Annotated in this window: 26 protein-coding genes and 1 tRNA gene; 9 read left to right on the top strand and 18 right to left on the bottom strand. The window is 60.6% G+C overall.

All coding sequences use genetic code 11. From position 1 onward, the window contains the following. Positions 1–51 precede the first annotated feature (51 nt). From NMB39_RS25040 to NMB39_RS25020, 5 genes are all read right to left on the bottom strand, one after another. Positions 52–993, bottom strand: coding sequence for a ribose-phosphate pyrophosphokinase (locus tag NMB39_RS25040; protein ID WP_003208392.1), 942 nt, complete (start codon positions 991–993; stop codon positions 52–54). A gap of 46 nt (positions 994–1,039) precedes the next feature. Further along, positions 1,040–1,114: transfer RNA gene (locus tag NMB39_RS25035), tRNA-Gln, on the bottom strand. A 37-nt stretch (positions 1,115–1,151) separates the two neighbouring features. After that, positions 1,152–2,000, bottom strand: a complete 849-nt coding sequence (gene ispE, locus NMB39_RS25030; protein ID WP_082363291.1) for a 4-(cytidine 5'-diphospho)-2-C-methyl-D-erythritol kinase — start codon at positions 1,998–2,000, stop codon at positions 1,152–1,154. A gap of 1 nt (position 2,001) precedes the next feature. Then, the gene (gene lolB / locus NMB39_RS25025) at positions 2,002–2,619 is read right to left on the bottom strand and encodes a lipoprotein insertase outer membrane protein LolB (RefSeq protein WP_464006450.1); all 618 of its coding nucleotides are present in this window, start codon (positions 2,617–2,619) and stop codon (positions 2,002–2,004) included. A 4-nt stretch (positions 2,620–2,623) separates the two neighbouring features. Further along, positions 2,624–4,348 carry a tetratricopeptide repeat protein gene (locus tag NMB39_RS25020; protein ID WP_494339934.1) on the bottom strand — a complete coding sequence of 575 codons (1,725 nt, stop codon included), beginning with the start codon at positions 4,346–4,348 and terminating at the stop codon, positions 2,624–2,626. Positions 4,349–4,530: 182 nt separating this feature from the next. On the opposite strand from NMB39_RS25020, the gene hemA reads away from it, so the two are divergent. The 6 genes from hemA (at position 4,531) to NMB39_RS24990 (ending at position 9,895) form a co-directional block, all read left to right on the top strand. Then, a complete protein-coding gene (hemA, locus tag NMB39_RS25015) occupies positions 4,531–5,820 on the top strand; it encodes a glutamyl-tRNA reductase (protein ID WP_057013808.1) in 1,290 nt (429 codons plus the stop codon). Continuing rightward, positions 5,817–6,899, top strand: coding sequence for a peptide chain release factor 1 (gene prfA / locus NMB39_RS25010; RefSeq protein WP_057013809.1), 1,083 nt, complete (start codon positions 5,817–5,819; stop codon positions 6,897–6,899). Before hemA ends, prfA begins: the two co-directional genes overlap by 4 nt. Continuing rightward, positions 6,900–7,730, top strand: coding sequence for a peptide chain release factor N(5)-glutamine methyltransferase (gene prmC, locus NMB39_RS25005; RefSeq protein WP_057024868.1), 831 nt, complete (start codon positions 6,900–6,902; stop codon positions 7,728–7,730). It begins immediately after the preceding gene. Beyond that, positions 7,724–8,479 carry a molybdopterin-synthase adenylyltransferase MoeB gene (locus tag NMB39_RS25000; protein WP_057024869.1) on the top strand — a complete coding sequence of 252 codons (756 nt, stop codon included), beginning with the start codon at positions 7,724–7,726 and terminating at the stop codon, positions 8,477–8,479. Before prmC ends, NMB39_RS25000 begins: the two co-directional genes overlap by 7 nt. Further along, positions 8,472–9,266 carry a glutamate racemase gene (gene murI / locus NMB39_RS24995; protein ID WP_494339935.1) on the top strand — a complete coding sequence of 265 codons (795 nt, stop codon included), beginning with the start codon at positions 8,472–8,474 and terminating at the stop codon, positions 9,264–9,266. The genes NMB39_RS25000 and murI overlap by 8 nt, the downstream gene beginning before the upstream one ends. A 110-nt stretch (positions 9,267–9,376) precedes the next feature. Beyond that, positions 9,377–9,895 carry an acyloxyacyl hydrolase gene (locus NMB39_RS24990; protein ID WP_043049248.1) on the top strand — a complete coding sequence of 173 codons (519 nt, stop codon included), beginning with the start codon at positions 9,377–9,379 and terminating at the stop codon, positions 9,893–9,895. Between the two features lie 116 nt (positions 9,896–10,011). Here NMB39_RS24990 and NMB39_RS24985 read toward each other — a convergent pair whose 3' ends face one another. From NMB39_RS24985 to NMB39_RS24935, 11 genes are all read right to left on the bottom strand, one after another. After that, positions 10,012–10,317, bottom strand: a complete 306-nt coding sequence (locus NMB39_RS24985) for a YkgJ family cysteine cluster protein (protein WP_046070825.1) — start codon at positions 10,315–10,317, stop codon at positions 10,012–10,014. A gap of 54 nt (positions 10,318–10,371) precedes the next feature. Beyond that, complete coding sequence (locus NMB39_RS24980; protein WP_046070826.1) at positions 10,372–10,863, bottom strand: DUF2878 domain-containing protein; 492 nt, start codon at positions 10,861–10,863, stop codon at positions 10,372–10,374. Continuing rightward, the gene (locus NMB39_RS24975; RefSeq protein WP_494339936.1) at positions 10,856–12,127 is read right to left on the bottom strand and encodes a class I SAM-dependent methyltransferase; all 1,272 of its coding nucleotides are present in this window, start codon (positions 12,125–12,127) and stop codon (positions 10,856–10,858) included. Before NMB39_RS24975 ends, NMB39_RS24980 begins: the two co-directional genes overlap by 8 nt. Continuing rightward, positions 12,114–12,923, bottom strand: coding sequence for a DUF1365 domain-containing protein (locus NMB39_RS24970; RefSeq protein ID WP_306957042.1), 810 nt, complete (start codon positions 12,921–12,923; stop codon positions 12,114–12,116). The genes NMB39_RS24975 and NMB39_RS24970 overlap by 14 nt, the downstream gene beginning before the upstream one ends. Next, positions 12,920–14,167: an NAD(P)/FAD-dependent oxidoreductase gene (locus tag NMB39_RS24965; protein WP_306957044.1), complete on the bottom strand. Its 1,248-nt coding sequence runs from the start codon at positions 14,165–14,167 to the stop codon at positions 12,920–12,922. The genes NMB39_RS24970 and NMB39_RS24965 overlap by 4 nt, the downstream gene beginning before the upstream one ends. Then, the gene (locus NMB39_RS24960) at positions 14,164–14,943 is read right to left on the bottom strand and encodes an SDR family NAD(P)-dependent oxidoreductase (protein ID WP_306957046.1); all 780 of its coding nucleotides are present in this window, start codon (positions 14,941–14,943) and stop codon (positions 14,164–14,166) included. Before NMB39_RS24960 ends, NMB39_RS24965 begins: the two co-directional genes overlap by 4 nt. Before the next feature lie 81 nt (positions 14,944–15,024). After that, on the bottom strand, positions 15,025–16,467 hold the full coding sequence (gene phrB, locus NMB39_RS24955) for a deoxyribodipyrimidine photo-lyase (RefSeq protein WP_057024876.1): 1,443 nt from the start codon (positions 16,465–16,467) through the stop codon (positions 15,025–15,027). After that, entirely contained in the window at positions 16,468–17,397 is a 930-nt protein-coding gene (locus NMB39_RS24950) for a MerR family transcriptional regulator (RefSeq protein WP_494339937.1), read from the bottom strand. 3 nt (positions 17,398–17,400) lie between these two features. Continuing rightward, positions 17,401–18,360, bottom strand: a complete 960-nt coding sequence (locus NMB39_RS24945) for a YbgA family protein (RefSeq protein WP_057024878.1) — start codon at positions 18,358–18,360, stop codon at positions 17,401–17,403. Positions 18,361–18,470: 110 nt separating this feature from the next. Further along, entirely contained in the window at positions 18,471–18,686 is a 216-nt protein-coding gene (locus NMB39_RS24940) for a TIGR02450 family Trp-rich protein (RefSeq protein WP_057024879.1), read from the bottom strand. Further along, the gene (locus NMB39_RS24935; protein ID WP_057024880.1) at positions 18,683–19,669 is read right to left on the bottom strand and encodes an NAD(P)/FAD-dependent oxidoreductase; all 987 of its coding nucleotides are present in this window, start codon (positions 19,667–19,669) and stop codon (positions 18,683–18,685) included. The genes NMB39_RS24940 and NMB39_RS24935 overlap by 4 nt, the downstream gene beginning before the upstream one ends. A 212-nt stretch (positions 19,670–19,881) precedes the next feature. Between NMB39_RS24935 and NMB39_RS24930 the strand changes: the two genes are divergently transcribed. Next, on the top strand, positions 19,882–20,781 hold the full coding sequence (locus NMB39_RS24930; RefSeq protein ID WP_494339938.1) for a TIGR01777 family oxidoreductase: 900 nt from the start codon (positions 19,882–19,884) through the stop codon (positions 20,779–20,781). 14 nt (positions 20,782–20,795) lie between these two features. After that, positions 20,796–21,821 carry a ferrochelatase gene (gene hemH / locus NMB39_RS24925; protein ID WP_306957052.1) on the top strand — a complete coding sequence of 342 codons (1,026 nt, stop codon included), beginning with the start codon at positions 20,796–20,798 and terminating at the stop codon, positions 21,819–21,821. Between the two features lie 127 nt (positions 21,822–21,948). Here hemH and NMB39_RS24920 read toward each other — a convergent pair whose 3' ends face one another. Both NMB39_RS24920 and algW read right to left on the bottom strand, forming a co-directional pair. After that, a complete protein-coding gene (locus NMB39_RS24920; RefSeq protein WP_494339939.1) occupies positions 21,949–24,042 on the bottom strand; it encodes a TonB-dependent siderophore receptor in 2,094 nt (697 codons plus the stop codon). Between the two features lie 110 nt (positions 24,043–24,152). Further along, complete coding sequence (gene algW / locus NMB39_RS24915; RefSeq protein WP_043049273.1) at positions 24,153–25,313, bottom strand: Do family serine endopeptidase AlgW; 1,161 nt, start codon at positions 25,311–25,313, stop codon at positions 24,153–24,155. A 101-nt stretch (positions 25,314–25,414) separates the two neighbouring features. On the opposite strand from algW, the gene NMB39_RS24910 reads away from it, so the two are divergent. Next, a complete protein-coding gene (locus NMB39_RS24910) occupies positions 25,415–26,173 on the top strand; it encodes a Nif3-like dinuclear metal center hexameric protein (protein ID WP_124399299.1) in 759 nt (252 codons plus the stop codon). Positions 26,174–26,179: the final 6 nt, after the last annotated feature.

The raw sequence follows: 26,179 nt of genomic DNA, 5'->3' as shown, positions 1-26,179 counted from the left end.
ATGCTGGGGCGGGGCGCTTTTCGTCAGTGAGGTGCTCCGAAGGTTTGACCCTTAACGGAACATCGCGCTGATCGATTCTTCGTTGCTGATGCGGCGAACCGCCTCGGCAACTACCGGTGCGATATCCAGTTGACGGATACGCGAACAGGCTTGAGCAGCAGCGGACAACGGGATGGTGTTAGTCACCACCAGTTCGTCCAGCATAGAGTTCTCGATGTTCTCGATCGCTCGGCCCGACAGCACAGGGTGTGTGCAGTAGGCGAAGACTTTTGCCGCACCGTGCTCTTTCAAGGCTTTGGCCGCGTGGCACAGGGTGCCGGCGGTGTCGACCATGTCATCAACCAGAATACAGGTACGCCCTTCGACATCACCGATGATATGCATCACTTCAGAGTGATTGGCTTTTTCACGGCGTTTGTCGATGATCCCGAGATCCACGCCCAGGGATTTGGCGACAGCCCGTGCACGCACGACGCCGCCAATGTCCGGGGACACGATCATCAGGTTTTCAAAGCGCTGGTCTTCGATGTCATCCACCAGGACGGGGGAGCCGTAGATGTTATCTACCGGAATATCGAAGAACCCCTGGATTTGGTCAGCGTGCAGGTCAACCGTGAGAACACGGTCGATACCCACCACGGTCAGCATGTCAGCAACGACTTTCGCGCTGATAGCCACACGTGCGGAACGCGGACGGCGATCCTGACGGGCATAACCAAAGTAAGGGATTACAGCTGTGATTCGAGTCGCTGAGGAGCGGCGGAAGGCATCAGCCATCACGACGAGTTCCATCAGGTTATCGTTGGTCGGAGCGCAGGTCGGCTGAATAATGAAGACGTCTTTACCGCGGACATTTTCATTGATCTCGGCTGTAATTTCGCCGTCGGAGAATTTACCGACAGAGATGTCACCGAGAGGGATATGCAGCTGACGTACGACACGCCGAGCCAGATCGGGGTTGGCATTCCCCGTAAAGACCATCATCTTGGACACGCGCAGTACCTAGAGGCTGAGGGTAACCTGGATGAGTATTAGAAAATGGCAGGGGCGGCTGGATTCGAACCAACGCATGGCAGGATCAAAACCTGCTGCCTTACCGCTTGGCGACGCCCCTGTATCTGTTGCAACGAGTGCCCAGCACTCGATTCCTTTTAGAGCAGACTTTGCAGCTTGCGATGCAACATCGAAACGTTGCTTCCCTTTGCTACAAACCCTGTAAGGGTCTCTGTAAGAAGGGCCGAGACTTTATCAGCTTCAGCTTTGCTTGGGAAGCCCCCAAACACACAACTTCCAGTTCCGGTTAATTTTGCTTCGGTAAATTTACCTAACAAATTCAAAGCGTTACGTACTTCTGGATAACGCCTTGCTACAACCGGTAAGCAGTCATTTCGACTGTTTCCCTTGGGAACGGGGCGCACTTTAATGGGAGAAGAGTTACGTGTCAACAACGGATCTGAAAAAATTTCTGCTGTACTTACAGATACTTGCGGCACAAGCACGACATACCAAGGTTCTTCGGGCTCTACAGGGGTGAGTTTCTCTCCCACGCCTTCGGCAAACGCGGCGTGCCCACGCACGAAAACCGGGACGTCGGCGCCCAGTGTGAGGCCCAGTGCAGCCAGGCGGTCGTGGTCCCAGCCCAGTTGCCACAGGTGATTGAGGCCCAGCAATGTGGTTGCGGCATTTGAGCTGCCGCCACCGATACCTCCGCCCATGGGCAGAATCTTGTCGATCCAGATATCGATGCCGAGCGAGGTGCCAGATTGTTGCTGAAGTTTTTTCGCAGCCTTCACGATCAGATTGCTGTCGTGGGGCACGCCTTCGAATTCGGTATGCAGCTGGATCACGCCATCGTCGCGTACGGCGAAGGTCAGCTCATCGCCGTAGTCGAGGAATTGAAAAAGCGTCTGCAACTCGTGGTAACCGTCTTCACGGCGCCCGAGGATGTGCAGCATCAGATTGAGTTTGGCTGGCGAGGGCAGGGTCAGGCGTTCAGTCACGTTATTGCCCCAGCTTGCGAGGTTGCCAGTCCTTGATCACCAGCGTGACGTCAAGGTCGGTGCCGTGCAGCTTGATGCGTTCGGGCAGCCAATAACCGCTTTGTTCAACGTAGCTCAAGTACTCCACCTGCCAACCATCCTGCTCCAGCGTGGCCAGGCGGCTGTCGCCGTTGAGGCTCAGGCGGCTCTTGCTGTCGGGCGCCGGCAAGCCGCGTACCCACCAGACCAGATGCGAGACAGGCAGCTTCCAGCCGATCTGCTGCTCCAGCAGTTCTTCCGGAGAGCTTGCTTCGTAGCGGCCCTGGTTGGCCACTTCCAGGCTCACTTGCCCCGGTCGGCCGGTCAGGCGCGCCGCGCCCCGGCCCAGCGGGCCGGAGAGACGAATATCGTAGTAGTCCTGGCGTTGCAGCCAGAACAGGGTACCGCTGCCGGAGTCTTTCGGCGCACGAACGCCGACTTTTCCCTCGATCTGCCAGCCATCGATACTGCTCAGCTGGTCCTTGTGTTGTTTCCATTGGGCCGGGTTGCCCTGGCCTTCAACGGATTCGCGGCTGTCTATGCCCGCGCAACCGGCGAGCAAGGCGATGAAGCTGAAAACAATAATGTGGCGCAAGAACATAAGCTTAAAGGGTCTCGGATCCGGTCAGGCGCTTGATGGTGCCGCGCAGGATGGGGCTTTCGGGTTGTTCCTTGAGGAATCTTTCCCAGATTTGTCGCGCTTCGCGTTGCTTGCCTTTAGCCCAGAGCACTTCGCCCAGGTGTGCGGCGACTTCTTGATCGGGAAAACGCTCCAGTGCCTGGCGCAGCAAACGCTCGGCTTCGTCGAGGTTGCCCAGGCGATAGTTCACCCAGCCCAGGCTATCGAGCACGGCCGGGTCTTCCGGGTTGAGCTGGTGGGCTTGTTCGATCAACACTTTGGCTTCGGCATAGCGCGTGGTGCGGTCGGACAAGGTGTAACCCAGGGCATTGAGTGCCATGGCGTTGTCCGGGTCGCGCTTGATGATCAGCCGCAGGTCTTTTTCCAGCTGGGCCAGGTCATTGCGTTTTTCCGCCTGCATGGCGCGGGTGTACAGCAGGTTCAAATCGTCAGGGTATTGCAGCAATGCTTGTTGCAGCAGCTTCCAGGCGCGTTCGCCCTGCTTGTTGGCCGACAAGGTCTCGGCCTGGATCAGGTACAGCTGGATAGCGTAGTCCGGCTCGGCATCGCGGGCCGCGGCCAGGCGTTTTTCTGCCTCGTCGGTACGGCCGTTGCTCATCAGGATGTCAGCCTGGCGCAGTTGGGCCGGCAGGTAGTCGTTGCCGGGGCCGACCTGGGCGTATTCCAGCAGGGCGGCCTGCGGGTCGTTGCGCTCTTCGGCAATGCGGCCGAGGTTCAGGTGCGCCGAGTCCACGTGGCTATCGCGTTCGATCAGTTCTTCCAGATAGCCCTTGGCCTCGTCCCAGGCCTTGGCTTCCAGGCAGACCAGTGCCAGGGAATAACGCAGTTCGTCGTCGTCCGGGTATTGCTGGACCAGGTTGGCGAACTGCACTTTGGCGTCTTCCATGCGGTCCTGCTCCACCAGCATGCGTGCGTAAGTCAGGCGCAGGCGCTTATCGTCCGGGTATTTCTTGATACTTTTTTCCAGCAGCGGAATCGCTTCCTTGCCGCGGTTGAGGTTTTGCAGCAGGCGCGCGCGCAGCAGGATCGGCGCGATCTCGCCGTCTTCCGGTGGGTTTTGCTCCAGCAACTTGAGTGCGGCGTCGGCCTCGTCATCCTGTTGCAACAACAGAGCCTTGCCGAACACCAGTTGGCTGTTCTTCGGGTGTTTTTGCAGCAGGCGGTCGAAACTTTTCATCAGGCCATTGCGCGTGTCCTGGTCGGTGTCGGCGGCCGACAGCGCAAGGAAGTCGAAATGTGTGTCGCCCTTGCCCTGCAGGACTTTCTCCATATAGACCATGGAGTCGTCATAGCGTCCTGCACGGGCCAGTTGCACGGCAGCCGCACGTTGGGCTTCCAGGTCATCCGGGGCGTTTTTCGCCCAGATCAGCGAAGTGTCCAGCGCAGCCTGGTCGGCGCCCAGGTATTCGGCGATGCGAAACGCTCGCTCGGAGATGCCCGGGTCCTGGGTGTTGATGGCCTGGGTCACATAATTATCCAGCGCAATATCAAAACGATTGCGCTGGCCGGCCAATTCAGCGGTCAGCAGGCTGTAGATCGTTTCTTCACTGAACGAGGAATAAACCTTAGGCTTTTCAGGGGCGGGGGTGCTGTCTTCCACCGGCGGCGCAGCGTCCGGCGACACGGGTGCCATGGCCTGGCAGCCGCTGAGGAAGACAAAAGCAAGGAGCAACGCGGAAGATCTATTCATATAGGAAGAGGACGACTAACCTGCGGTCGGATCATCATGACACAAGCCTTCGGCCAAACATAACCGAGTCTCAATGCAAGCCTTTATAGGCATAACGAATTAGGACAATAGACGACGGTGGTTGTTCTGGATCTTTCGAAGTAGGACAATTGTCGGCTTCCCGACATCATCAGCGATATTGAATGGCCTTCCTCGCACTCGGTATTAACCACAAGACTGCCTCCGTAGACGTGCGCGAGCGCGTGGCGTTTACGCCAGAGCAGTTGGTTGAGGCCCTGCAGCAGCTCTGCCGGCTCACCGACAGCCGCGAAGCTGCGATCCTTTCGACCTGCAATCGCAGTGAGCTCTATATAGAGCAGGAACATCTTTGCGCGGATGTCGTACTGCGCTGGCTGGCTGATTATCACCATTTGAGCCTCGATGACCTGCGAGCCAGTGCCTATGTGCATGAAGAGGATGCGGCAGTTCGTCACATGATGCGCGTGGCGGCCGGCCTCGATTCGCTGGTGCTGGGCGAGCCGCAGATTCTTGGCCAGATGAAATCCGCCTATGCCGTGGCGCGTGAGGCCGGCACTGTCGGTCCATTGCTGGGCCGGCTGTTCCAGGCCACGTTCAATTCCGCCAAACAGGTGCGCACCGACACGGCTATCGGCGAAAACCCGGTGTCGGTGGCCTTTGCCGCCGTGAGCCTTGCCAAACAGATTTTCAGCGATTTGCAGCGCAGCCAGGCATTGCTGATTGGCGCCGGGGAAACCATCACCCTGGTGGCCCGTCACCTGCATGACCTGGGCGTGAAACGCATTGTGGTTGCCAACCGTACCCTTGAACGAGCGAGTATCCTTGCCGAGCAGTTCGGTGCCCACGCCGTGCTGCTGTCGGATATCCCGGCTGAATTGGTACGCAGTGATATCGTCATCAGCTCCACCGCCAGCCAGTTGCCGATCCTTGGCAAGGGCGCGGTCGAAAGCGCGTTGAAGCTGCGCAAGCACAAGCCGATCTTCATGGTGGACATCGCCGTTCCCCGGGATATCGAACCCGAAGTCGGCGAGTTGGACGACGTTTACCTCTACAGCGTCGACGATTTGCATGAGGTGGTTGCCGAGAACCTCAAGAGCCGCCAGGGTGCCGCCCAGGCCGCCGAGGAAATGGTCAGCACCGGCGCCGAAGATTTCATGGTGCGCCTGCGTGAACTGGCGGCGGTGGATGTGCTCAAGGCGTATCGTCAGCAGGGCGAACGCCTACGTGATGAAGAGTTGCTCAAGGCCCAGCGGATGCTGGCCAACGGCAGCGGCGCCGAAGAGGTACTGATGCAATTGGCCCGTGGCCTGACCAACAAACTGCTCCACGCTCCCAGCGTCCAGTTGAAAAAGCTTACTGCCGAAGGCCGCCTCGATGCGCTGGCCATGGCCCAGGAACTCTTTGCCCTCGGTGAGGGCGCGTCAGACAGCTCTTCGGATAAAAAATCGCAATGAAAGCGTCACTGCTCAATAAACTGGACGTGCTCCAGGACCGTTTCGAAGAACTGACCGCCTTGCTCGGCGATGGCGAGGTCATTTCCGATCAGGCCAAGTTCCGTGCTTATTCAAAGGAATACGCAGAAGTTGAGCCCATTGTAGCTACCTATAAAAGCCTCACGAAAGTGCAGGCCGACCTCGAAGGCGCCCAGGCGCTGCTCAAGGACAGCGACCCGGACATGCGTGAAATGGCCGTGGAAGAAGTCCGAGAAGCCAAGGAAAAGCTCGCCGAGCTGGAAAGCGACCTGCAACGCATGCTGCTGCCCAAGGATCCCAATGACGGGCGCAACGTGTACCTCGAAATCCGCGCCGGCACCGGTGGCGACGAGGCAGCGATTTTCTCCGGCGATCTGTTTCGCATGTACTCGCGCTATGCCGAACGACGCGGCTGGCGGGTCGAGATCCTGTCCGAGAACGAAGGTGAACACGGCGGCTATAAAGAAGTCATTGCCCGGGTCGAAGGTGACAACGTCTATGGCAAGCTGAAATTCGAGTCCGGCGCCCACCGCGTACAACGTGTCCCGGCGACAGAGTCCCAGGGCCGTATCCACACCTCGGCGTGCACCGTGGCGGTGCTGCCCGAGCCGGATGAACAGGAAGCCATCGAGATCAACCCGGCGGACTTGCGCGTGGATACCTACCGCTCATCCGGTGCGGGTGGCCAGCACGTCAACAAGACCGATTCGGCAATCCGTATCACCCACTTGCCGTCGGGCATCGTGGTGGAGTGCCAGGAAGAACGCTCCCAACACAAGAACCGTGCGCGGGCCATGTCCTGGCTGTCGGCCAAGCTGAACGACCAGCAGACCAGCGCCGCCGCCAATGCGATTGCCAGCGAGCGCAAGCTGCTGGTGGGCTCGGGCGACCGCTCCGAGCGTATCCGTACCTACAATTTTGCCCAGGGCCGGGTCACCGACCATCGTGTCAACCTGACCCTTTACTCCCTGGACGAGATTCTCGCCGGTGGCGTGGATGCGGTGATCGAGCCGTTGCTTGCCGAATACCAGGCTGATCAATTGGCGGCGATAGGTGAATAAATGACCATTATTGCCAGCCTGCTGCGCGCTGCCGACCTGCCCGATTCGCCGACTGCACGCCTGGATGTGGAGCTGCTGCTGGCTGCTGCCCTGGGCAAATCGCGCAGCTACTTGCACACCTGGCCGGAAAAGATCGTCAGCAGCGAAGATGCCCTGACCTTTGCCGGCTACCTGCAGCGCCGCCGCAGCGGCGAGCCAGTGGCGTATATCCTCGGCCAGCAGGGCTTCTGGAAGCTCGACCTGGAGGTCGCGCCGCACACGCTGATCCCGCGTCCGGAAACCGAACTGCTGGTGGAGGCCGCCCTGGAGTTGCTGCCCGCCACGCGCGCCAACGTCCTCGACCTGGGCACCGGCAGTGGCGCCATCGCCTTGGCCTTGGCCAGCGAACGCCCGGCCTGGCACGTCACGGCCGTCGACCGCGTGCTGGAAGCCGTGGCCCTGGCCGAGCGCAATCGCCAGCGCCTGCACCTCAACAACGCCACGGTGCTGAACAGCCATTGGTTCAGCGCTTTGCAAGGCCACAGTTTTGACCTGATCATCAGTAACCCACCCTACATCGCCGACAATGACCCCCACCTGGTGGCTGGCGACGTCCGTTTCGAGCCGGCCAGCGCGCTGGTGGCGGGCCACGATGGCCTGGACGATTTGCGCCTGATCATCAAGCAAGCCCCGGCCCATCTGAATGCCGGTGGCTGGTTGCTGCTCGAGCATGGCTACGACCAGGCTGCGGCCGTGCGGGACTTGATGCTGGACCAGGGGTTCGAAAACCTACACAGCCGCATCGACCTCGGCGGTCACGAACGCATCAGCCTGGGACGCCGCCCGTGCTGACCGATCAGGAGCTGTTGCGCTATAGCCGGCAGATTTTGTTGCAGCATGTCGACGTTGAAGGCCAGTTGCGCCTGAAACAGAGTCGCGCGCTGATCGTCGGCCTGGGTGGCCTGGGCGCACCGGTTGCGCTGTATCTCGCCGCTGCCGGTGTGGGTGAGTTGCACCTGGCCGACTTTGACACGGTTGACCTGACCAACCTGCAACGCCAGATCATCCATGATACCGACAGCGTAGGGCAGACCAAGGTCGATTCGGCCCAGCGTCGGCTGAGCGCGATCAACCCTGAAATCACCTTGGTCGCCCATCGCACGGCGCTGGATGCCGACTCGCTGGCCGCCGCCGTAGTCGCAGTGGACGTGGTGCTTGATTGCAGCGACAACTTCTCCACCCGCGAAGCGGTCAACGCTGCCTGTGTCGCCGCCGACAAGCCGTTGATCAGTGGCGCGGCGATTCGCCTGGAGGGGCAATTGTCGGTGTTCGATCCACGGCGCGCCGACAGCCCGTGCTACCACTGTTTATATGGGCACGGCAGCGACACCGAGCTGACCTGCAGTGAAGCCGGGGTAGTCGGGCCGTTAGTAGGCCTGGTCGGCAGCTTGCAAGCGCTGGAAGCCTTGAAACTGCTGGCGGGTTTTGGCGAGCCATTGGTGGGCCGGCTGTTGCTGATCGATGCCCTGACCACGCGCTTTCGCGAGCTGCGCGTCAAGCGCGACCCTGGCTGCAGCGTCTGCGGACCCCAGCATGGTTAAGGGCGCGCCCATCGGTGTGTTCGACTCCGGCATTGGTGGCCTGACGGTGCTGGAGGAGATTCAGCGATTATTGCCCCATGAGTCACTGTTGTACGTGGCCGACTGTGGGCATATTCCCTATGGCGAAAAAACTCCGGCATTCATTCTTGAGCGTTCCCGCTCCGTCGCCCGGTTTTTCCGCGAGCAGGGCGCCAAGGCATTTGTGATTGCCTGTAATACGGCCACCGTCGCCGCCGTCGCCGATTTGCGCCAGGACTACCCCGATTGGCCGTTGGTCGGCATGGAGCCTGCGGTCAAACCCGCCGCTGCTGCCACGCGCAGTGGCGTTGTCGGTGTGCTCGCCACCACCGGCACCCTGCAAAGCGCCAAGTTCGCCGCCTTGCTCGACCGCTTCGCCACCGATGTGCGGGTGATTACCCAGCCGTGTCCGGGCCTGGTGGAGTTGATCGAAACCGGCGACCTGGACAGTGCTGTCTTGCACAAGCTGTTGCAGGGCTATGTCGAACCGCTGATCAGCGCCGGTTGCGACACCATCATCCTGGGTTGCACCCACTATCCCTTCCTCAAGCCACTGCTGGCGCAGATGCTGCCCCCCAACATCATCCTCATTGATACCGGCGCCGCCGTGGCGCGCCAGCTCAAACGCTTATTGGGTGAGCGCGACCTGCTGGCCGTTGGCGATCCTGAGCCTGCACAGTTCTGGACCAGTGGTGACCTGTATCACCTAAGAAATATCCTACCGACACTTTGGAAACGTCCCGGAGTTGTGCGAAGCTTTGCTTCGTGAAAATTTCGTGAAATGCGCTGATAAAAGCTGAACTTCCGTCTATGCCTCAGCTTCTATAGCCAGTTAGCCTGTTTAAAACCATATAACTTCGTTCGGAAAGGATGTTTCTTATGAAGCGCTTGTTCTGTTTGGCTGCGATTGCGGCCGCTGTGTTGGGACACTCTGTTTCAGCCCAGGCCGCTGGCCTGGAGTTCGGGTTGGGGAGCACCAGTGATTCGACGTTGACCTATCGACTGGGCCTGACCTCGGATTGGGATAAGAGCTGGATGCAAAGCAACGTTGGCCGTCTGACCGGCTACTGGAGCGGCGCTTATACCTATTGGGAAGGTGATGACCGTGCAGGGGCAAGCAGCCTGTCGTTCTCGCCGGTGTTTGTGTATGAATTTGCCGGCGAGTCGGTCAAACCCTACATCGAAGCCGGTATCGGGGTGGCACTGTTCTCCCGCACCCGTCTGGAAGACAACAACATCGGCCAATCTTTTCAGTTCGAAGACCGCCTGGGTTTCGGCCTGCGCTTCAACGGCGGGCATGAAGTCGGCATTCGGGCCACGCACTATTCCAATGCCGGTATCAGCAGCAATAACGATGGGGTAGAGAGCTACTCACTGCACTACACCATGCCGCTGTAGGCAATGTAATGCACTGTAGGAGCGAGCTTGCTTGCGAAGGACGTCAACGATAACGCAGTGAATCTGGGTTGACGTGGCGCGTTCAGATTTTTCGCGAGCAAGCTCGTTCCTACAGGTCAGCGATAGACCGTGGCGATGCCTTCGCGCTCTTCCAGGCATTCCGGCGCACCCATCTCAAATTCCCGGCAGATCAATGGCCGAAGCGCGTAAATCGTGCACATCATCGTGTCCCGGTCCAGCGCGGCGCACCAGCCGTCGTCCAGGCGCAGCATCACTTCACCGCCCCAATCGTCGGTATCGATAAAGCGCTGCGGTACACCGGTGTCGGTGATCAGCATGACCTCCAACTGGCAGCAGCAGGCCGCACACGTCGAGCAGGTGACGGCAGGTTCGGTGATTTGGATATGGGGGATGTTGGTCATAGGCGCGCAGTGTAAGGCAAGTCGGTCAGGCGCGTATTAAAGCTCGGACGGGCGTCAATTCTCCAATCCCCGTGCGACCCTATGCAGCAAGGGAAACAGCATGGCCCATAACAACGCCAGGCCGATCAATGTGGCTGGGGTTGCGTAGCCAAAACTCACCCCCGCCAACTGGCTGCCTGCGTAATAAGACAGAGGCCCGCCCACCGCGCCCAGCAGGCTGGCAAGCCACCAGGGCCGTGCGCTCCAGGCCAGGCAATGGCGCAAGGTCGTGGCCAGCAATGCCCATAACAACATCAACCAGAATGGAATCATCGGCCCGGGCTCGCTGAAGTGGAAAACTCCCAGGGTGCGTAATAGCGTGTCCAGCAGCGTGCCTGCGAGTGTCACTGTCACGATAAGCACGCCGTCATCCGCCGGCGAACTTATCCACAGCCAATGGATTCCCAGTACCGCCACGCCCACCAGCAGCCACAGACTATCGCCGCCAAGCACGCAGGCAAACCAGCCGCACTGGAACAGCACAGCGTTGGCCAAGGGTTTAAGCACTGAAGCGCCCGAGCAACGGTGGGTTGATCGCCGCCGGTTTGGCCAGCAGCAATTGCGCCGTACCAATGGTGCGTTCCATGAAGCCGCCCTCGCAGTAGCACAGGTAAAACTCCCACAAACGCAGGAAGTACTCGTCGTAGCCCAATTCGGTGAGGCGGCCATGGGCGCGACGAAAGTTCTCATGCCACAGGCGCAGGGTGCGTGCGTAGTGCAGGCCGAAGTCTTCCATGTGCAACAGGTTCATGTCGGTGTCGCGGCTGACGATCTGCAGCATGTTCTGTACACAGGGCAGGGCGCCGCCGGGGAAGATGTAGCGCTGGATAAAATCGACGCTGCGCTTGGCCTGCTCGAAGCGTTGTTCGCGGATGGTGATGGCTTGCAGCAGCATCAGGCCGTCGGGCTTGAGCAAATGGGCACATTGCTTGAAATAGGTGGGCAGGAAGCGATGGCCCACTGCTTCGATCATTTCGATCGATACCAGCTTGTCGTACGTGCCGGTGAGGTCACGGTAGTCGCTTAGCAGCAAGGTCACCTGATCTTGCAGGCCCAGTGCCTGGATGCGTTGCGCGGTGTAGGCGAACTGCTCCTTGGACAAGGTCGTGGTGGTGACCTTGCAACCGTAGTGCTGCGCCGCATACAGCGCCATGCTGCCCCAGCCGGTGCCGATTTCCAGCAGATGGTCACTGGGCTTGAGCGCCAGCTTCTGGCAGATACGCGCCAACTTGTTCAGTTGCGCCTGTTCCAGGGTGTCATCGGGCGTCAGGAACTGCGCCGCCGAGTACATCATGGTGGGGTCTAGGAACTCTTCGAACAGGTCGTTGCCCAGGTCGTAATGGGCGGCAATGTTTTTCTGCGCGCCCTTGCGCGTGTTGCGGTTGAGCCAGTGCAGGCCCTGGGTGATTGGCCGGGCCAAGCGTGCCAGGCCACCCTCCATGGCGTCGAGTACATCCAGGTTGCTGACCATCACCCGGACCACGGCGGTAAGGTCCGGGCTGGTCCAGTAACCGTGGATAAACGCTTCGCCGGCACCGATTGAACCATTGGCCGCCACCAGGCCCCAGGCCGCCGAGTCGAGAATCTGGATCTCCCCCAGCAGGCGTGCTTCCCGGGCGCCGAAGACTTGTCGCTCGCCATCTTCGATGATCACCAACTGACCATGGCGCAATTGGCTGAACTGGCGCAGCACGCCCTTGCGCAACAAGGCGGCGGTCACACCGTTGACGTTCAGGCGGTTGGCCTTGACCGATAAGCTAGGGGATTTCATGGTGGCGATCCTTGGTGTACCCAACTGCGGTGCGAGAGACGCCATCGGCGGCCCGGTGGGGGAAAATCGGTGTGCGCTTGAGCAGTAGGCGTAAGGCTTGCCAGTAGATCGCCAGGCAAGTCTTGGCAGTCATCCAGTGAAAACGCCATAAATAACCATGCAGGCTCGCGCGGCTCAGAGGTTGGCGTTCCAGGCTCAGGGTGGCGTCGAAGAGTTTTTGCGTGCCCTGCCAGTCGGCCATGTGCACGCCGAGCCTGGCGGCGGGCGGGCTGAAACTCATGCGGTATTCAAGGTCGCGAGGCAAAAAGGGCGACACATGAAAAGCCTTGGCCACGGCGAAATGCTGGTGCTCATCGGCGGCGAGCGCCTGGGCCGGCAGCACGTAGTGATAGCGCTCGCGCCAGGGGGTGTTGGTCACTTCACACAGGATCGCGGCCAATCGTCCGTCGGCCTCGAAGCAGTAGAAGAAACTCACAGGATTAAAAGCCAGGCCCCAACTGCGGGCCTGGGTCAGTAGGCAGATAACGCCCTGGGGTGTACGCCCCAGTGCCTTGCCGACTTCGTGGCGCACGGCATCGCTCAAGCTCATGCCGTGGCGGGTGAATTCACGCAGGTAGTCCTGCTGGCGGAAACCGAAGGGCGCCAAGCGACTTCGGCCGGCCAGGGGCGACAGCCCAAGCACTTCATTCTCTTCACTGAGGTCCAGGTACAGCAGGCCGATGCGGTAGCGAAAGGCGTGGGCCTTGGGCGCAAACCGGCGATGGGCGATCCAGCCGCTGTACAGGGCGCTGTTCACAGGGTTTCCCCAAAGGCTTGGGCTACGCGCAGGGCACTGACCACACCGTCTTCGTGGAAACCGTTGGCCCAGTAGGCACCGCAGTAGAAGGTGTTGCGCGCACCGTGCAGTTCTTCCCAGCGGGCTTGAGCGGCCACGGCGGCCAGGCTGTACTGCGGATGGGCATAGGTGTAGCGCGCAAGGATCTTCAACGGGTTGATCATCTGCGTCTGGTTGAGGCTGACGCAAAAGGTGGTGGCGCTGTCGATACCTTGCAGAATGTTCATGTCGTAGGTCACAGCCGCCTGGGGCTGCTGGTTGCCGGTCAGCCGGTAATTCCAGCTGGCCCAGGCCAATTTGCGCTCGGGCAGCAGGCGCGTATCGGTGTGCAGCACCACGTCGTTGTTGGCGTAGGGCAGGGCGCCGAGGATCTCCCGTTCAGCCTGGCTGGGATCGGCGAGCAAGGCCAGGGCCTGATCGCTGTGGCAGGCGAACACCACACGGTCGAAGGTTTCGCTGCCGGCGGGACTGTGGATAACCACGCCATCGTCCGTGCGTTGCACCTTATGCACAGGGCAATTGAGTCGTATCTGTTCGATAAAGCTGCGGGTCAGCGGTTCGATATAGCAGCTGGAGCCGCCTTCGATCACGCACCATTGCGGGCGGTTGCTCACCGAGAGCAAGCCGTGGTTCTTGAAGAAGCGCACAAAGAACTGCAGCGGAAAGTTGAGCATGTCGGCCAGGGACATCGACCAGATCGCCGCGCCCATCGGCACGATGTAGTGCCGGATAAACCTGGGGCCATAACCGCCGGCTGCAAGGTAGTCGCCGAGGGTCATCTCGGCGCTGATGCGCTGCGCTTGCAGGTCCAGGGGGGCCTGGCGGTTGAAGCGCAGGATATCGCGCAACATGCCCCAGAAGCCCGGCGACAGAAGATTGCGGCGCTGGGCAAACAGGCTGTTAAGGTTGTTGCCGTTGTACTCGAAACCGGTGCTTTGGTCGCACACCGAAAAACTCATCTCGGTGGGTTTGAATTGGACGCCAATCTGGACCAGCAGGCGGATGAAATTAGGGTAGGTCCAGTCATTGAACACGATGAAGCCTGTATCCACCGCATAGCTTTTTCCCTCGACCGTCACGTTGGCCGTATGGGTATGCCCGCCGATGCAATCACCCGCTTCGAACAACGTAATGTCGTGGCGGCGGCTGAGCAGATAGGCGCTGGTCAGCCCGGCGATACCGCTGCCGATGATGGCGATCTTCACAGATCGTCCTTGTGCGGCGGTGGGCTGCGCAGCATGCGCTTGCCGATAATCAGTTGCGCCCGGTTGGGCAGCTTGGACAACGGCCACAGGGTGGCGATGAACATCGCCGGGAAAGCGATCTCCAGCGGGCGCTTTTCCAGTTTTGCAAAGATATGCCGCGCTGCCTTGTTGGCGGACCAACTCAGGGGCATCGGGAAATCATTGCGCTCGGTCAGCGGCGTGTCCACAAAGCCAGGGCTGATCACCGTGACGTCGATGTTTTCCGGCGACAGGCTGATGCGCAGGGATTCGAACAGGTAGCGCAGCCCTGCCTTGGACGCGCCATAGGCTTCGGCGCGGGGCATTGGCAGATAAGTCACGGCGCTGGCCACGCCCACCAGGTGCGGGGTAAGCCCGGCGCGCAACAGCGGCAGCGCGGCCTCGATGCAATAACTGCTGGCCAGCAGGTTGGTGCGCACTACGTGCTCGATGATCGAGGAGTCAAATTGCCGGGCGTCGACATATTCACAGGTGCCGGCATTAAGGATCACCGTGTCCAGGGCACCCCAGACCTCGCCGATACGTTCACCAATCTCGCGCACGGTCTGGCTGTTGGTCAGGTCGCCGGCCACCACCAGCACTTGCCCCGGATAGCGATGGGCGAGCGCTTCCAGCGGACCTTTGGTGCGGGAGCTGAGTGCCACGTGGGCGCCGCTGTTGAGCAACTCCACGGCCAGCGCGGCACCGATGCCACTGCTGGCGCCGGTCAACCAATAACGTCGGGGAGCAAGGTTCATCCCATTCTCCTTTTCAGCCAACTGACGGTACGTCCAAGTGCCGGTACGTGTTCATATAGCAGGACCAAACCAGCGAAATTGTCACTCATGTTCGGCCATCTCCTGACGTGAAGGCAGGCTGCGAAAGGCGGCCAAGGCACGCTCCCGGGACTGCTTCAGGTCAACGATGGCCCGCGGGTAATCCGCCACGCCGAACAGGCCGCCGGCCGCTGCCGGGTTATGCACCTCTTTTTTGTTCAGCGCGGCGAGTTCCGGCAGCCAGCGCTTGATGAAGATGCCATCGCCGTCGAATTTTTCCGATTGGCTCAGCGGGCTGAAAATTCGGAAGTAGGGGGCCGAGTCGGTGCCGGTCGATGAACTCCACTGCCAGCCGCCGTTGTTGGCCGCCAGGTCGCCGTCGATCAGGTGCCGCATAAAAAAGCGCTCGCCTTCGCGCCAGTCGATCAGCAGGTTCTTGGTCAGGAACATCGCCACCACCATGCGCAGGCGATTGTGCATCCACCCGGTTTCCAGCAGTTGGCGCATGGCCGCGTCGATGATTGGCAGTCCGGTACGTGCCTGTTGCCAGGCGGCCAGGTCCGCAGGCGCGTCGCGCCAGGCCAGTGCTTCGGTTTCCGGGCGAAAGGCGCGGTGCCTGGACACCCGTGGGTATCCGACCAGGATATGTTTGTAGAACTCGCGCCACAGTAACTCATTGATCCAGGTGATGGCGCCGATGTCGCCGCTTTCGAACTCGCCCTGGTTGGTTTGCAGCGCGGCGTGCAAGCACTGGCGCGGCGACACTACCCCGGCGGCGAGGTAGGCGGACAGTTGGCTGGTGCCGGGTTTGGCCGGGAAGTCGCGCTCGTCCTTGTAATAGCTGATCTGCTGGTTGGCGAAGGCGTCGAGACGGCGGCGAGCTTCGTCTTCACCGGCGGGCCAGAGGGCGCGCAAGCTGTCGCTGGAGGGCTCGAAACCTTCTACCGTTGTCGGCACAGGATCGCTTTTCAACTCAAGCCTGGCCTGCGCCTTGGGCGTTGCGACCAGGCGGGGCAGGGAAGTGTGCAGGCGGTTGTAGCAGACCTTGCGGAACTGGCTGAACACCTGGAAGTAGGTGCCGGTCTTGGTCAGCACGCTGCCCGGCTGGAACAACAACTGGTCCAGGTAGCTGTGAAAGGTCACCCCGCGCGCTTCCAGGGCCTTGGCCACCGCAGCATCGCGCTGGCTTTCGTGGATGCCGTATTCCTCGTTGACGTGCACCGATTCCACCGAAAGTTCCTGGCACACTTCGCTCAACACAGTCGGCGCCTGGTTCCAGGTCGCCGCGTGGCGGATCAACAGCGGGATGTTCAATTCGCCCAGCGCCACGCTCAACTGGCGCAGGTTGCGCAGCCAGAAGTCAACTTTACACGGCGCGTCATCATGGGCCAGCCACTGCTCGGGCGTGACCAGGTAAATGGCCACGACCGGGCCGCGCTGGCTCGCGGCAGCCAGGGCGGTGTTGTCGTGCAGGCGCAGGTCGGTGCGCAGCCAGATCAAATGCATTTAGACAATTCCACGCTGGATCAATAACTGGTGGGCCGCCAATGGGTCTTCGGCCACAAACAATTCAGGCATGTCACGGGTTAAGTCGGCCAGCTCGACGTGATGGATACACACCGTCGGGCCGGCAATCAATATTGGGCAACTGACGCCGGCCAATAGTTTTGTGAGTGCCGACAAATGGAGGGCCTTGCTTGAGTACAGCAGCACGGCACGCGGTTGCAGATGCTCGACCGCCAGTGCCAATTCGCCGGCCGGCAGCGGCCAGTCAAACACTTCCACCGGGCAATCGGCGCTGCTGGCCAGCCAGGCGCTGAGCCACAAGTGCGGTTCCAGTAACAAGTCGGAATGGTTGATCAGCAGCAGCGGCGCGCCGTGCAGTTGGCGATTGTTGTGATAAATCCGCGCGCCGAACTTGCTGCGCAGCCAGGACAGGAAAAACACCCGCTCCATCTGCGCGCCGAACTGGCCCTGCCAACGCTGCTCCAGCTCCCGGAGCAGCGGCAGCATCAATTGTTCGCACAAGGTACGCGGCGGGTAGAGCGCCATGGCTTGGTTGAAAGCATCGTCGACCCGGCGTTCCGCCAGTTCGCTGATGGCACTGAGCAAATGCTGGCGCAGGCTGTGCCACTCGTTTTCCATCGGCTCGGCACTGGGTTGGGCCGAATCGATCAAATCCTTGACCTGGCTGACTGGCACGCCGCGATTGAGCCATGTGAGGATGGCATGGATGCGTTGCACGTGTTCGGTACTGAACAGCCGATGCCCCTTGGGCGTGCGCTGGGGCACGATCAGGCCGTAGCGGCGTTCCCAGGCGCGCAGGGTCACAGCGTTGACGCCGGTCTGGCGTGCCACTTCACGGATCGGCAACCAGCCGTTTTCCAAAGCCAGGGCAATGTCTTCGCCGGGTTCGTCGAGCAGGGCAGGTTTCATGGATTAAATCGCATTACGCAGGCTGAGGTTTTCCGGGTGCGGTTGCAGGTAGGCCTGCTGCGCGATGTAGCGGTCCGGATGCTGGCGAAAGTGATGCTTGAGCAGGGTCAGCGGCACCACTAGCGGCACAATGCCGTGGCGGTATTGGCCGATGACGGTTTGCATTTCCTGTTTGTCATCGTCGCTGATGACCTGCTTGAGGTAGCCGCTGATGTGTTGCAATACATTGGTGTGAGTGCCGCGTGTGGCGCACTTTTTCAGGCCTGCCATCAGCTCGCTGAAGTAGCCGTGGGCCAGTGCCTGGAGATCGACGCCCTTGCCCATGCTGCCGAGCAAATGGCCCAGGCTTTTGTAATGCGCCGGACTGTGGGCCATCAGCAGGTATTTGTAGCGCGAGTGGAACGTCAGCAGGCCGTGACGGGTGAGTCCCTCGGCCAGCAATCGCTGCCAACTGGCGTAAACGAATACGCGAGTCAGGAAGTTCTCGCGCAGCACCGGGTCATTCAGGCGGCCGTCTTCTTCCACCGGCAGGTTGGGGTGGCGTGCGCAGAATGCCCGGGCGTAGATACCGCGCCCGCCACCGTCGACGGGCGTGCCGTTGTCGCGGTATACCTTGACCCGTTCAAGGCCGCAGGACGGCGACTTCTGCATGAAGATGTAGCCGCACAGGTCGGTGTGTTCCCGGGCCATTCGCTGCCCGTAGTCATCCAGAGGCTGCGTAACGTTGAGCTCACGGTTTACCGTGCCAACGGCTTGCGGCGCGGCAGGGTCGCCCACCAGGCGGATCGGCTCCCGAGGGATGCCCAGGCCGATGGCGACTTCCGGGCACAGCGGCACAAAATCGAAATAGTCGCTGAGGGTCTGGGTGCACAGCAGGGATTGTTTATGCCCACCGTTGAAGCGCACGTTTTCACCCAGGAGGCAGGCACTGATGGCGATCTTCGGTTTTGCATTGCTGGACATAAGCAAACCTCTGCAAGAATCCTGTACAAGATTGAAAACTTGTACAACTAACTCTCATCATAGGTCCGATGTTGTACAAGTCAAATAATTTGTACAGGTCTTTGCAGGGTTTACTTCCAACCCATTTGCCAGGCTTCGACGTTCTGGAGGGTCTGCCAGGAAAAGCGTTCAGTACGCCGAGTGAGGATGGCTTGCAGTTCAATCTCCAGCACAGTGCCTTCTTCGTCACAAAACACTTCAGTGACCAGGAAATGCTTTTCCTTGTGGCGGGGCTGTGCTGCCGTCCATTTCGACAGCAGCAGTTTGGCGGGATTGATGCGATTCATTGAAGATGCTCGATCAAGCGCCGCGCCGCTTCCTGGCCGCTGAGCCAGGCGCCCTCCACACGGCCGGATAAGCACCAGTCACCGCAGACGAACAATCCCAGGTCGGCATCGGCCAGCACTCCGAACTCATGGCTGCTGGACGGCCGGGCATAGAGCCAGCGGTGCGCCAGGCTGAACGAAGGCGCCGGCATGGCGCTGTGCAGCAGCTCGGCGAAGGCGCCGTGCAGGTGTTCGATTACTGCTTCCTTGGGCAGGTCCAGGTGCGCCTTGCTCCAGGCGCTGGTGGCGTGCAGCACCCAGGTGTCGAGGGTGGTGTCACGCCCGGGTTTGCTGCGATTGCGTGCCAGCCAATCCAAGGGGCTGTCTTGTACGAAGCAGCCCTCCATTGGCGTATCCAGGGGCTTGTCGAATGCCAGGGCGATGGCCCAGGTCGGGTCCATCTTTACGCCGGCCGCGGCACTCGCCAGTTTGGGCGCGGCGGCCAGCAACGTGGTGGCCTGGGGCGCCGGCGTGGCAACGATCACATGACTGAAGGGGCCATGGTTGCCGCCGTCCGCGTCGAGCAGGTTCCAGTGCTGCGTACCTTGGAATACCTCGGTGATGCGGCAACCGAACTGCACCGGCAAGTCATCGAGCAGCGCGCGCGTAATGGCGCTCATGCGCGGCGTGCCGACCCAGCGGATCTGTTCATCGGGCGAGGGCGTCAGCTGGCCGGACTTGAAGTTGTACAGCTGGGGCTTCCATTGCTCTGCCCAGCCGTTACTTTGCCAGCGCTGCACTTCGTTGACGAAGCGCCGGTCACGGGCGGTGAAATATTGTGCGCCCATGTCCAGGGCTCCGGCATCGCTGCGTTTGCTGGACATGCGTCCGCCGCTGCCGCGGCTTTTATCGAAGAGTTGTACAACATGCCCCGCGTCTCGTAACGCTCGGGCGGCGGAGAGACCGGCGATGCCGGTACCAATGATCGCGATAGGAACAGTCATGGGAGGCCTCGTTTTACCGTTGGGTACAGACTACGCCGACACCAATAGCTGTACAATATTGTTTTTTGGTATAAGTTTTGGCGTGCCTGATTGTGTGGCGTGACCTATGGTTAAGCTAAGGCTTAAACGCTCGTCACGTTCAATTATCAAAATGATCCCTGCTTATAAAATAGACCAGTGAGCGGCGGCGAACGTTACATGAGGAGAGTCCCATGCATATTTTGCTGACCGGCGGTACCGGCCTGATTGGCCGTCAACTCTGCAAGCACTGGCTCGCCCAGGGCCATCGCCTGACGGTGTGGAGCCGGCAACCGGAAGCGGTTGCCCGGGTGTGCGGTGCGCAGGTGCTTGGAGTTGCTCATCTGCAGGAGGTGATTGGCACGGTGGACGCAGTGGTCAACCTGGCGGGCGCGCCCATCGCCGATCGACCCTGGACCCACAAGCGCAAGGCGTTGCTGTGGAGCAGTCGCATCAGTCTCACCGAAACCCTGCTGGCGTGGATGGAAAGCCTGGAGCAAAAACCGGCGGTACTGATCTCCGGTTCCGCCGTGGGTTGGTATGGCGACGGCGGCGAGCGCGAATTGACTGAGGCCAGCGGCCCGGTACTGGATGATTTCCCCAGCCAGCTGTGCATTGCCTGGGAAGAAACCGCCCAGCGTGCCGAAGCCCTGGGCATACGTGTGGTGCTGGTGCGTACCGGCCTGGTGCTGGCGGCCGAGGGCGGCTTTTTGTCGCGCCTGTTGCTACCGTTCAAACTGGCGCTGGGCGGGCCGATCGGCAAAGGTCGGCAGTGGATGCCCTGGGTACATATCAAGGATCAAATCGCCCTGATTGATTTTCTTCTGCACAAGGAAGACGCCAGCGGTCCTTATAATGCCTGCGCGCCCCACCCAGTGCGTAACCGCGAGTTTGCCAAGACCCTGGGCCAGGTGTTGCATCGCCCGGCGTTCATGCCGATGCCGGCCTTCGTGTTGAAGGTTGGTCTGGGAGAGTTGTCCGGCCTGTTGCTGGGCGGGCAAAAGGCACTGCCCGAGCGGCTGTTGGCGGCGGGTTTCACTTTCCAGTTCACTCAATTGCGTGCGGCTCTGGACGACTTGTCCAGCCGCCTCTAGAGATAGGATGTTGCATGACGGATCACGCGTTGTTACTGGTCAACCTGGGCTCGCCAAAGTCCACTTCGGTGGCCGATGTGCGCAGCTACCTCAATCAGTTCCTGATGGATCCCTACGTGATCGACTTGCCTTGGCCGGTAAGGCGCTTGCTGGTGTCGCTGATCCTGATCAAGCGTCCCGAGCAGTCGGCCCATGCCTACGCATCGATCTGGTGGGACGAGGGTTCGCCGCTGGTGGTGCTGAGCCGTCGCCTGCAACAGCAGATGACCGCGCAGTGGACCCATGGCCCGGTGGAGCTGGCGATGCGGTATGGCGAGCCGTCCCTGGAAACCACCCTGACGCGCTTGGCCGCCCAAGGCATCCAGAACGTCACGCTGGCGCCGTTGTATCCGCAGTTTGCCGACAGCACCGTGACCACGGTGGTGGAGGAGGCCAAGCGTGTGGTGCGCGACAAGAAGCTGAATATCCAGTTTTCGATCCTGCAACCTTTCTATGATCAGCCCGAATATCTGGATGCCCTGGTGACCAGCACCCAGGCTCACCTGACGCAGGATTACGATCATTTGTTGCTGAGTTTCCATGGCTTGCCCGAACGGCATCTGAAAAAGCTCGACCCTACCGGCGGGCATTGCTTCAAGGATGCCGACTGCTGCAGGAATGCATCACCTGAAGTGCTCGCCACGTGCTATCGCGCGCAATGCTTCAGCGTTGCCCGAGATTTTGCCGAGCGTGCCGGCTTGCCCGATGGCAAATGGTCGGTCGCGTTTCAATCGCGTCTGGGTCGGGCGAAGTGGATCGAGCCCTACACCGAGGCACGCCTGGAAGCGCTGGCCCAGCAAGGCGTGAAAAAGTTGCTGGTGATGTGCCCGGCGTTTGTCGCCGACTGCATCGAGACGCTGGAAGAAATTGGCGATCGCGGTCGCGAGCAGTTTCGCGCGGCGGGGGGCGAGGAGTTGGTGCTGGTGCCGTGCCTGAATGATGACCCGCAGTGGGCGGCGGCGCTTAATACCCTGTGCGAACGAGCTCCCGTTGCCTTGTAGCCAAGCCTTGCGGTGACTTAAATGTGGGAGGGGGCTTGCTCCCGATAGCAGTGTGTCAGTCAGTACTTCTGTCACTGATCCACCGCTATCGGGGGCAAGCCCCCTCCCACATTTAGTCCCATGCTCGTCAGAGATTGAGGGTCAGGCTGACGGTGAGGTTGCGCGGTTCACCGGGGTTCGCCCAATAGCGGCTGTAGGACCGCTCGTAGTACTTCTCATCGAACAGATTGTTAAGGTTCAACCCCACGGTGACATTCTTCGTAGCCTTGTAGTGGGCCAGCAAATCCACGGTGTGATAGGCCGGCAGCTCGAAACCTGTACCCGCTTCACCGGAGCGATCACCGACATAAGTGAACGCTGCACCCAGATCCGAGCCACGCAACGCGCCATCCTGGAATTCATACACCCCCAACAGACTGCCACTGCGCTTGGCTACGCCGAGAATGCGGCTGCCGGTGGGGATTTCTTTGTCGCCCTTGGTCACTTCGGCGTCGATATACGCGAAGGCGCCGATCACACGTATGGCGTCGGTCACTTGCCCGGTCACTTGCAGGTCAAGGCCCTGGCTGCGAGCCTTGCCCATGGCGCGGTTGGTGTCGGTCGCCGGGTCCAGGGCCAAAACGTTTTCCTTTTCGATATGGAAGGCGGCCAGGGTGGCGCTGAGTCGCTCGTCAAACAGTTCGCTCTTGATCCCCACCTCATAGCCCACGCCTTCTTCTGGCTTGAAGGATTTGCCACCGGCATCCAGGCCGCTGTTTGGCTTGAACGAGGTGGACGCGTTGGCAAATACCCCCACTTGTGGCGTGAGTTGGTAGAGCAGGCCGGCGCGCTGGGTAAAGGCGTCGTGGGTCTGGCGACTTTTGACGTGGTTGCGGGCAAAGTCGTCGGTGCTTTGTTCGAAATGTTCGAAGCGCGCGCCGATCATGCCGCGCAGGCGGTCGGTGAAGATGATCTGGTCTTGTAGATTCAGCGCGTGGCTTTTGGTCTGTTCGAAGAAGTCGGTACCAGAGCGTTTGCCATTGGGTTTGGGCTGGCCATAGACCGGTTTATAGATATCGATAGGGTAGTCGCCATCGATCGCTGTCACGCGCTCTTTCTTGCGGTAGTCCTCGTATTCGGTGCCGATCAGCAGTTCATGCTGCCAACTGCCAATATCGAACAGGCCGCGTAGTTCCAACTGGGTGATGCTGTCGTGCCAGCCCGTGGAGCGTTCACGGTAGCGGCGGTTGACGGTGCGGCCATCCGCGTAAAGCGCACGGCTTTCCGACGCGTCGCCCCACAGACTGCCTTGCTTGTAGTGGCTGGCCAGGCGCAGCTTCCAGGCATCGTTGAGGTGGTGTTCCAACGCGGCCTGGATGCGATTGTTGTGGTTATCAATGTTGCCGTCGTTGGGCTCGCCGAGGAAGGTTGAGTGGGACATGCCGGTATTGGCGACGATGCCGCGGTCGAAGGTGGAGCTGTGGCGCACGAATTCGCTTTCTACGAGCAGATGGGTGTCGGGGTCGAGTTGCCAACTGAATGAAGGCGCGACGAACACCCGTTTGCTGTCGACGTGATCGCGAAAGCTGTGGTTGTCTTCCACCGCCAGGTTGACCCGGGACAATACGCGCCCTTCGCCGTCCAGCGGTGTATTCACGTCCAAAGCGGTGCGGTAGCGGTCCCAACTGGCAGCGCTGGTCTGCAGGGTGGTGAAGGCGTCGGGCTGGGGTTTCTTGGTGACGATATTCACCGTGCCGCCAGGGTCGCCACGCCCATACAGGCTGGCGGCGGGGCCCTTAAGCACTTCAATGCGTTCGATATTGGCAGTATCGGGTGTGCTCGGGTAACCGCGGTTGGCGCTGAAACCATCCTGGTAGAACTCGGACGTGGTGAAGCCGCGCACACTGTATTCGTAGAGGGTCAGGCCGCCGAAGTTGTTCTGCTTGGACACGCCGCCGGCAAATTCCAGGGCGCGTTCCACACTGGTGCTGCCCAGGTCCTTGAGCACTGTGGCCGGAATCACGCTGATCGACTGTGGGATATCGCGCACGGCGGTGTCGGTCTTGGTGGCACTGGCCGAGCGTGTGGCACGGTAGCCCGTGACTGGTCCGGTGGCGGATTCATAGGCCTCGGAGGTCACGCTGATGGTGTCCAGTTCCAGGGTGTTTTCTTCGGCGTAGGCAGGGTCGAGCAGCAAACCCAGGGCCAGGCCGGCCGAGGGCACAAACTTGCGAGGCGGCATGATAGAGCGTTCCAATGGCGATATTGAAACAATATAACATGCCTAATGAGAATGAATACTGTGAAACGTACCCTGCAAGCGCCCGCGAATGGGCGCCTGGTATGCGTGGGCTATTGTTCTTCTTTCACCGGCGCCGTTGCCGGCGGTGGGCGCAGGCCGATTTCCGCCGACAGCTTGATTTCCTTGCCGTTGCGCATGACCTGGATCGCCACCTTGTCGGTCGGCTTGATCCGCGCCACCTGGTTCATCGACTTGCGGCCATCACCGGCCGGGGCTCCGTCGATACTGAGGATCACGTCGCCCAGTTGCAGGCCGGCTTTCTGCGCCGGGCCGTCGCGGAAGATCCCGGCAACCACGATGCCCGGGCGCCCGGTCAAGCCGAACGACTCGGCCAGTTCCTTGGTCAGTGGCTGCACTTCAATGCCCAGCCAGCCACGAATCACCTGGCCGTGTTCGATGATCGACTTCATCACTTCCATCGCCAGCTTCACCGGGATCGCGAAACCGATGCCCTGTGAGCCGCCGGACTTGGAAAAAATCGCGGTATTGATGCCCGTCAGGTTGCCATTGGCATCCACCAGCGCGCCGCCGGAATTGCCTGGGTTGATGGCCGCGTCGGTCTGGATGAAGTCTTCGTAGCTGTTAAGGCCCAACTGGTTACGCCCAGTGGCGCTGATGATGCCCATGGTGACCGTCTGGCCTACGCCGAACGGGTTGCCAATGGCCAGCGCCACATCACCCACGCGCAAACCGTCGGAACGGCCGAGGGTGATGGACGGCAAGTTCTTCAAATCGATCTTCAGTACCGCAAGGTCGGTTTCCGGGTCGCTGCCTACCACGCGGGCCAAGGTCTCGCGACCGTCACGCAGGGCCACCACGATCTGGTCGGCGCCGCTGGTCACATGGTTATTGGTGAGGATGTAGCCTTCGGGGCTCATGATCACCCCGGAACCCAGGCTGGACTCCATGCGGCGTTGCTTGGGACCGTTGTCACCGAAGTAGCGGCGGAACTGCGGGTCTTCGAACAATGGATGAGCGGGTTTGTTGATGACCTTGGTGGTGTACAGGTTGACCACCGCAGGTGCTGCAATGGTGACCGCATCGGCATAGGTCACCGGGCCTTGGACCACCGTGCTGGTCTGCGGCGCCTGTTGCAGGTTCACATCCAGGGTAGGCAGGCCCACCCACTGGGGATAACGCTGAATAATCAGCATCGCGATCAGCACGCCAGCCAACAATGGCCATCCAAAAAAACGCAGTGCCTTGAGCATCAAGTAAGTCCTGACAGGTTGCAGGGGGCGGGAGAGCGCCCATAATGTCGCGCATTATACGAGGCTGCGAGGCCTGCGAACCGGATATTTAGGAGTCTTTTATGGCCGTCCCCCTTACTACCCTCGTCGAGGAAGCGGACCGCTACCTCGGCAGTGCAAAAATTGCTGATTATTGCCCCAATGGCCTGCAGGTCGAGGGGCGCCCGCAGGTGATGCGCATCGTCAGCGGTGTGACCGCCAGCCAGGCGCTGCTGGACGCCGCTGTCGAAGCCAAGGCCGATCTGGTGCTGGTGCACCATGGCTATTTCTGGAAGGGCGAGAACCCGTGCATCACCGGCATGAAGCAGCGCCGCCTGAAGACCCTGCTCAAGCATGACATCAGCCTGTTGGCCTACCACTTGCCTTTGGACCTGCACGCCGATGTCGGCAACAACGTGCAACTGGCGCGTCACTTGGACATCACTGTCGAAGGCCCGCTGGACCCGAGTAACCCCAAGATCGTCGGCCTGGTTGGCTCCCTGGCTGAGCCTCTATCGGCCCGGGACTTCGCTCGCCGCGTGCAGGACGTGATGGGCCGCGAGCCACTGCTGATCGAAGGCAGCCAGATGATCCGTCGCGTCGGTTGGTGCACCGGGGGTGGTCAGGGCTATATCGACCAGGCAATTGCCGCGGGTGTCGACCTGTACCTGAGCGGTGAGGCGTCCGAACAGACCTTCCACAGCGCACGGGAAAACGACATCAGCTTCATCGCCGCCGGCCATCACGCCACCGAGCGCTACGGCGTCCAGGCGTTGGGCGACTACCTGGCGCGACGCTTTGCCCTGGAGCACTTGTTCATCGATTGCCCGAACCCGATCTGAATGTGG

The sequence above is a fragment of the Pseudomonas sp. FBCC-B545 genome (genome assembly GCF_059134095.1).
This window is presented reverse-complemented; position numbering and strand designations above follow the sequence as displayed.

Bases quoted from the DNA above. Each gene is read 5' to 3' on its own strand.
- NMB39_RS24920 (WP_494339939.1), bottom strand. From the start codon at position 24,042: ATGCCGCCTCGCAAGTTTGTGCCCTCGGCCGGCCTGGCCCTGGGTTTG.
- NMB39_RS24935 (WP_057024880.1), bottom strand. From the start codon at position 19,669: ATGACTGTTCCTATCGCGATCATTGGTACCGGCATCGCCGGTCTCTCC.
- phrB (WP_057024876.1), bottom strand. From the start codon at position 16,467: ATGCATTTGATCTGGCTGCGCACCGACCTGCGCCTGCACGACAACACC.
- NMB39_RS24985 (WP_046070825.1), bottom strand. From the start codon at position 10,317: ATGACCAACATCCCCCATATCCAAATCACCGAACCTGCCGTCACCTGC.
- NMB39_RS24990 (WP_043049248.1), top strand. From the start codon at position 9,377: ATGAAGCGCTTGTTCTGTTTGGCTGCGATTGCGGCCGCTGTGTTGGGA.
- NMB39_RS24945 (WP_057024878.1), bottom strand. From the start codon at position 18,360: ATGTCCAGCAATGCAAAACCGAAGATCGCCATCAGTGCCTGCCTCCTG.
- hemA (WP_057013808.1), top strand. From the start codon at position 4,531: ATGGCCTTCCTCGCACTCGGTATTAACCACAAGACTGCCTCCGTAGAC.
- hemH (WP_306957052.1), top strand. From the start codon at position 20,796: ATGACGGATCACGCGTTGTTACTGGTCAACCTGGGCTCGCCAAAGTCC.
- NMB39_RS24930 (WP_494339938.1), top strand. From the start codon at position 19,882: ATGCATATTTTGCTGACCGGCGGTACCGGCCTGATTGGCCGTCAACTC.
- NMB39_RS24910 (WP_124399299.1), top strand. From the start codon at position 25,415: ATGGCCGTCCCCCTTACTACCCTCGTCGAGGAAGCGGACCGCTACCTC.
- lolB (WP_464006450.1), bottom strand. From the start codon at position 2,619: ATGTTCTTGCGCCACATTATTGTTTTCAGCTTCATCGCCTTGCTCGCC.
- NMB39_RS25020 (WP_494339934.1), bottom strand. From the start codon at position 4,348: ATGAATAGATCTTCCGCGTTGCTCCTTGCTTTTGTCTTCCTCAGCGGC.
- NMB39_RS24940 (WP_057024879.1), bottom strand. From the start codon at position 18,686: ATGAATCGCATCAATCCCGCCAAACTGCTGCTGTCGAAATGGACGGCA.
- algW (WP_043049273.1), bottom strand. From the start codon at position 25,313: ATGCTCAAGGCACTGCGTTTTTTTGGATGGCCATTGTTGGCTGGCGTG.
- NMB39_RS24975 (WP_494339936.1), bottom strand. From the start codon at position 12,127: ATGAAATCCCCTAGCTTATCGGTCAAGGCCAACCGCCTGAACGTCAAC.
- prfA (WP_057013809.1), top strand. From the start codon at position 5,817: ATGAAAGCGTCACTGCTCAATAAACTGGACGTGCTCCAGGACCGTTTC.
- prmC (WP_057024868.1), top strand. From the start codon at position 6,900: ATGACCATTATTGCCAGCCTGCTGCGCGCTGCCGACCTGCCCGATTCG.
- NMB39_RS24950 (WP_494339937.1), bottom strand. From the start codon at position 17,397: ATGAAACCTGCCCTGCTCGACGAACCCGGCGAAGACATTGCCCTGGCT.
- NMB39_RS24960 (WP_306957046.1), bottom strand. From the start codon at position 14,943: ATGAACCTTGCTCCCCGACGTTATTGGTTGACCGGCGCCAGCAGTGGC.
- murI (WP_494339935.1), top strand. From the start codon at position 8,472: ATGGTTAAGGGCGCGCCCATCGGTGTGTTCGACTCCGGCATTGGTGGC.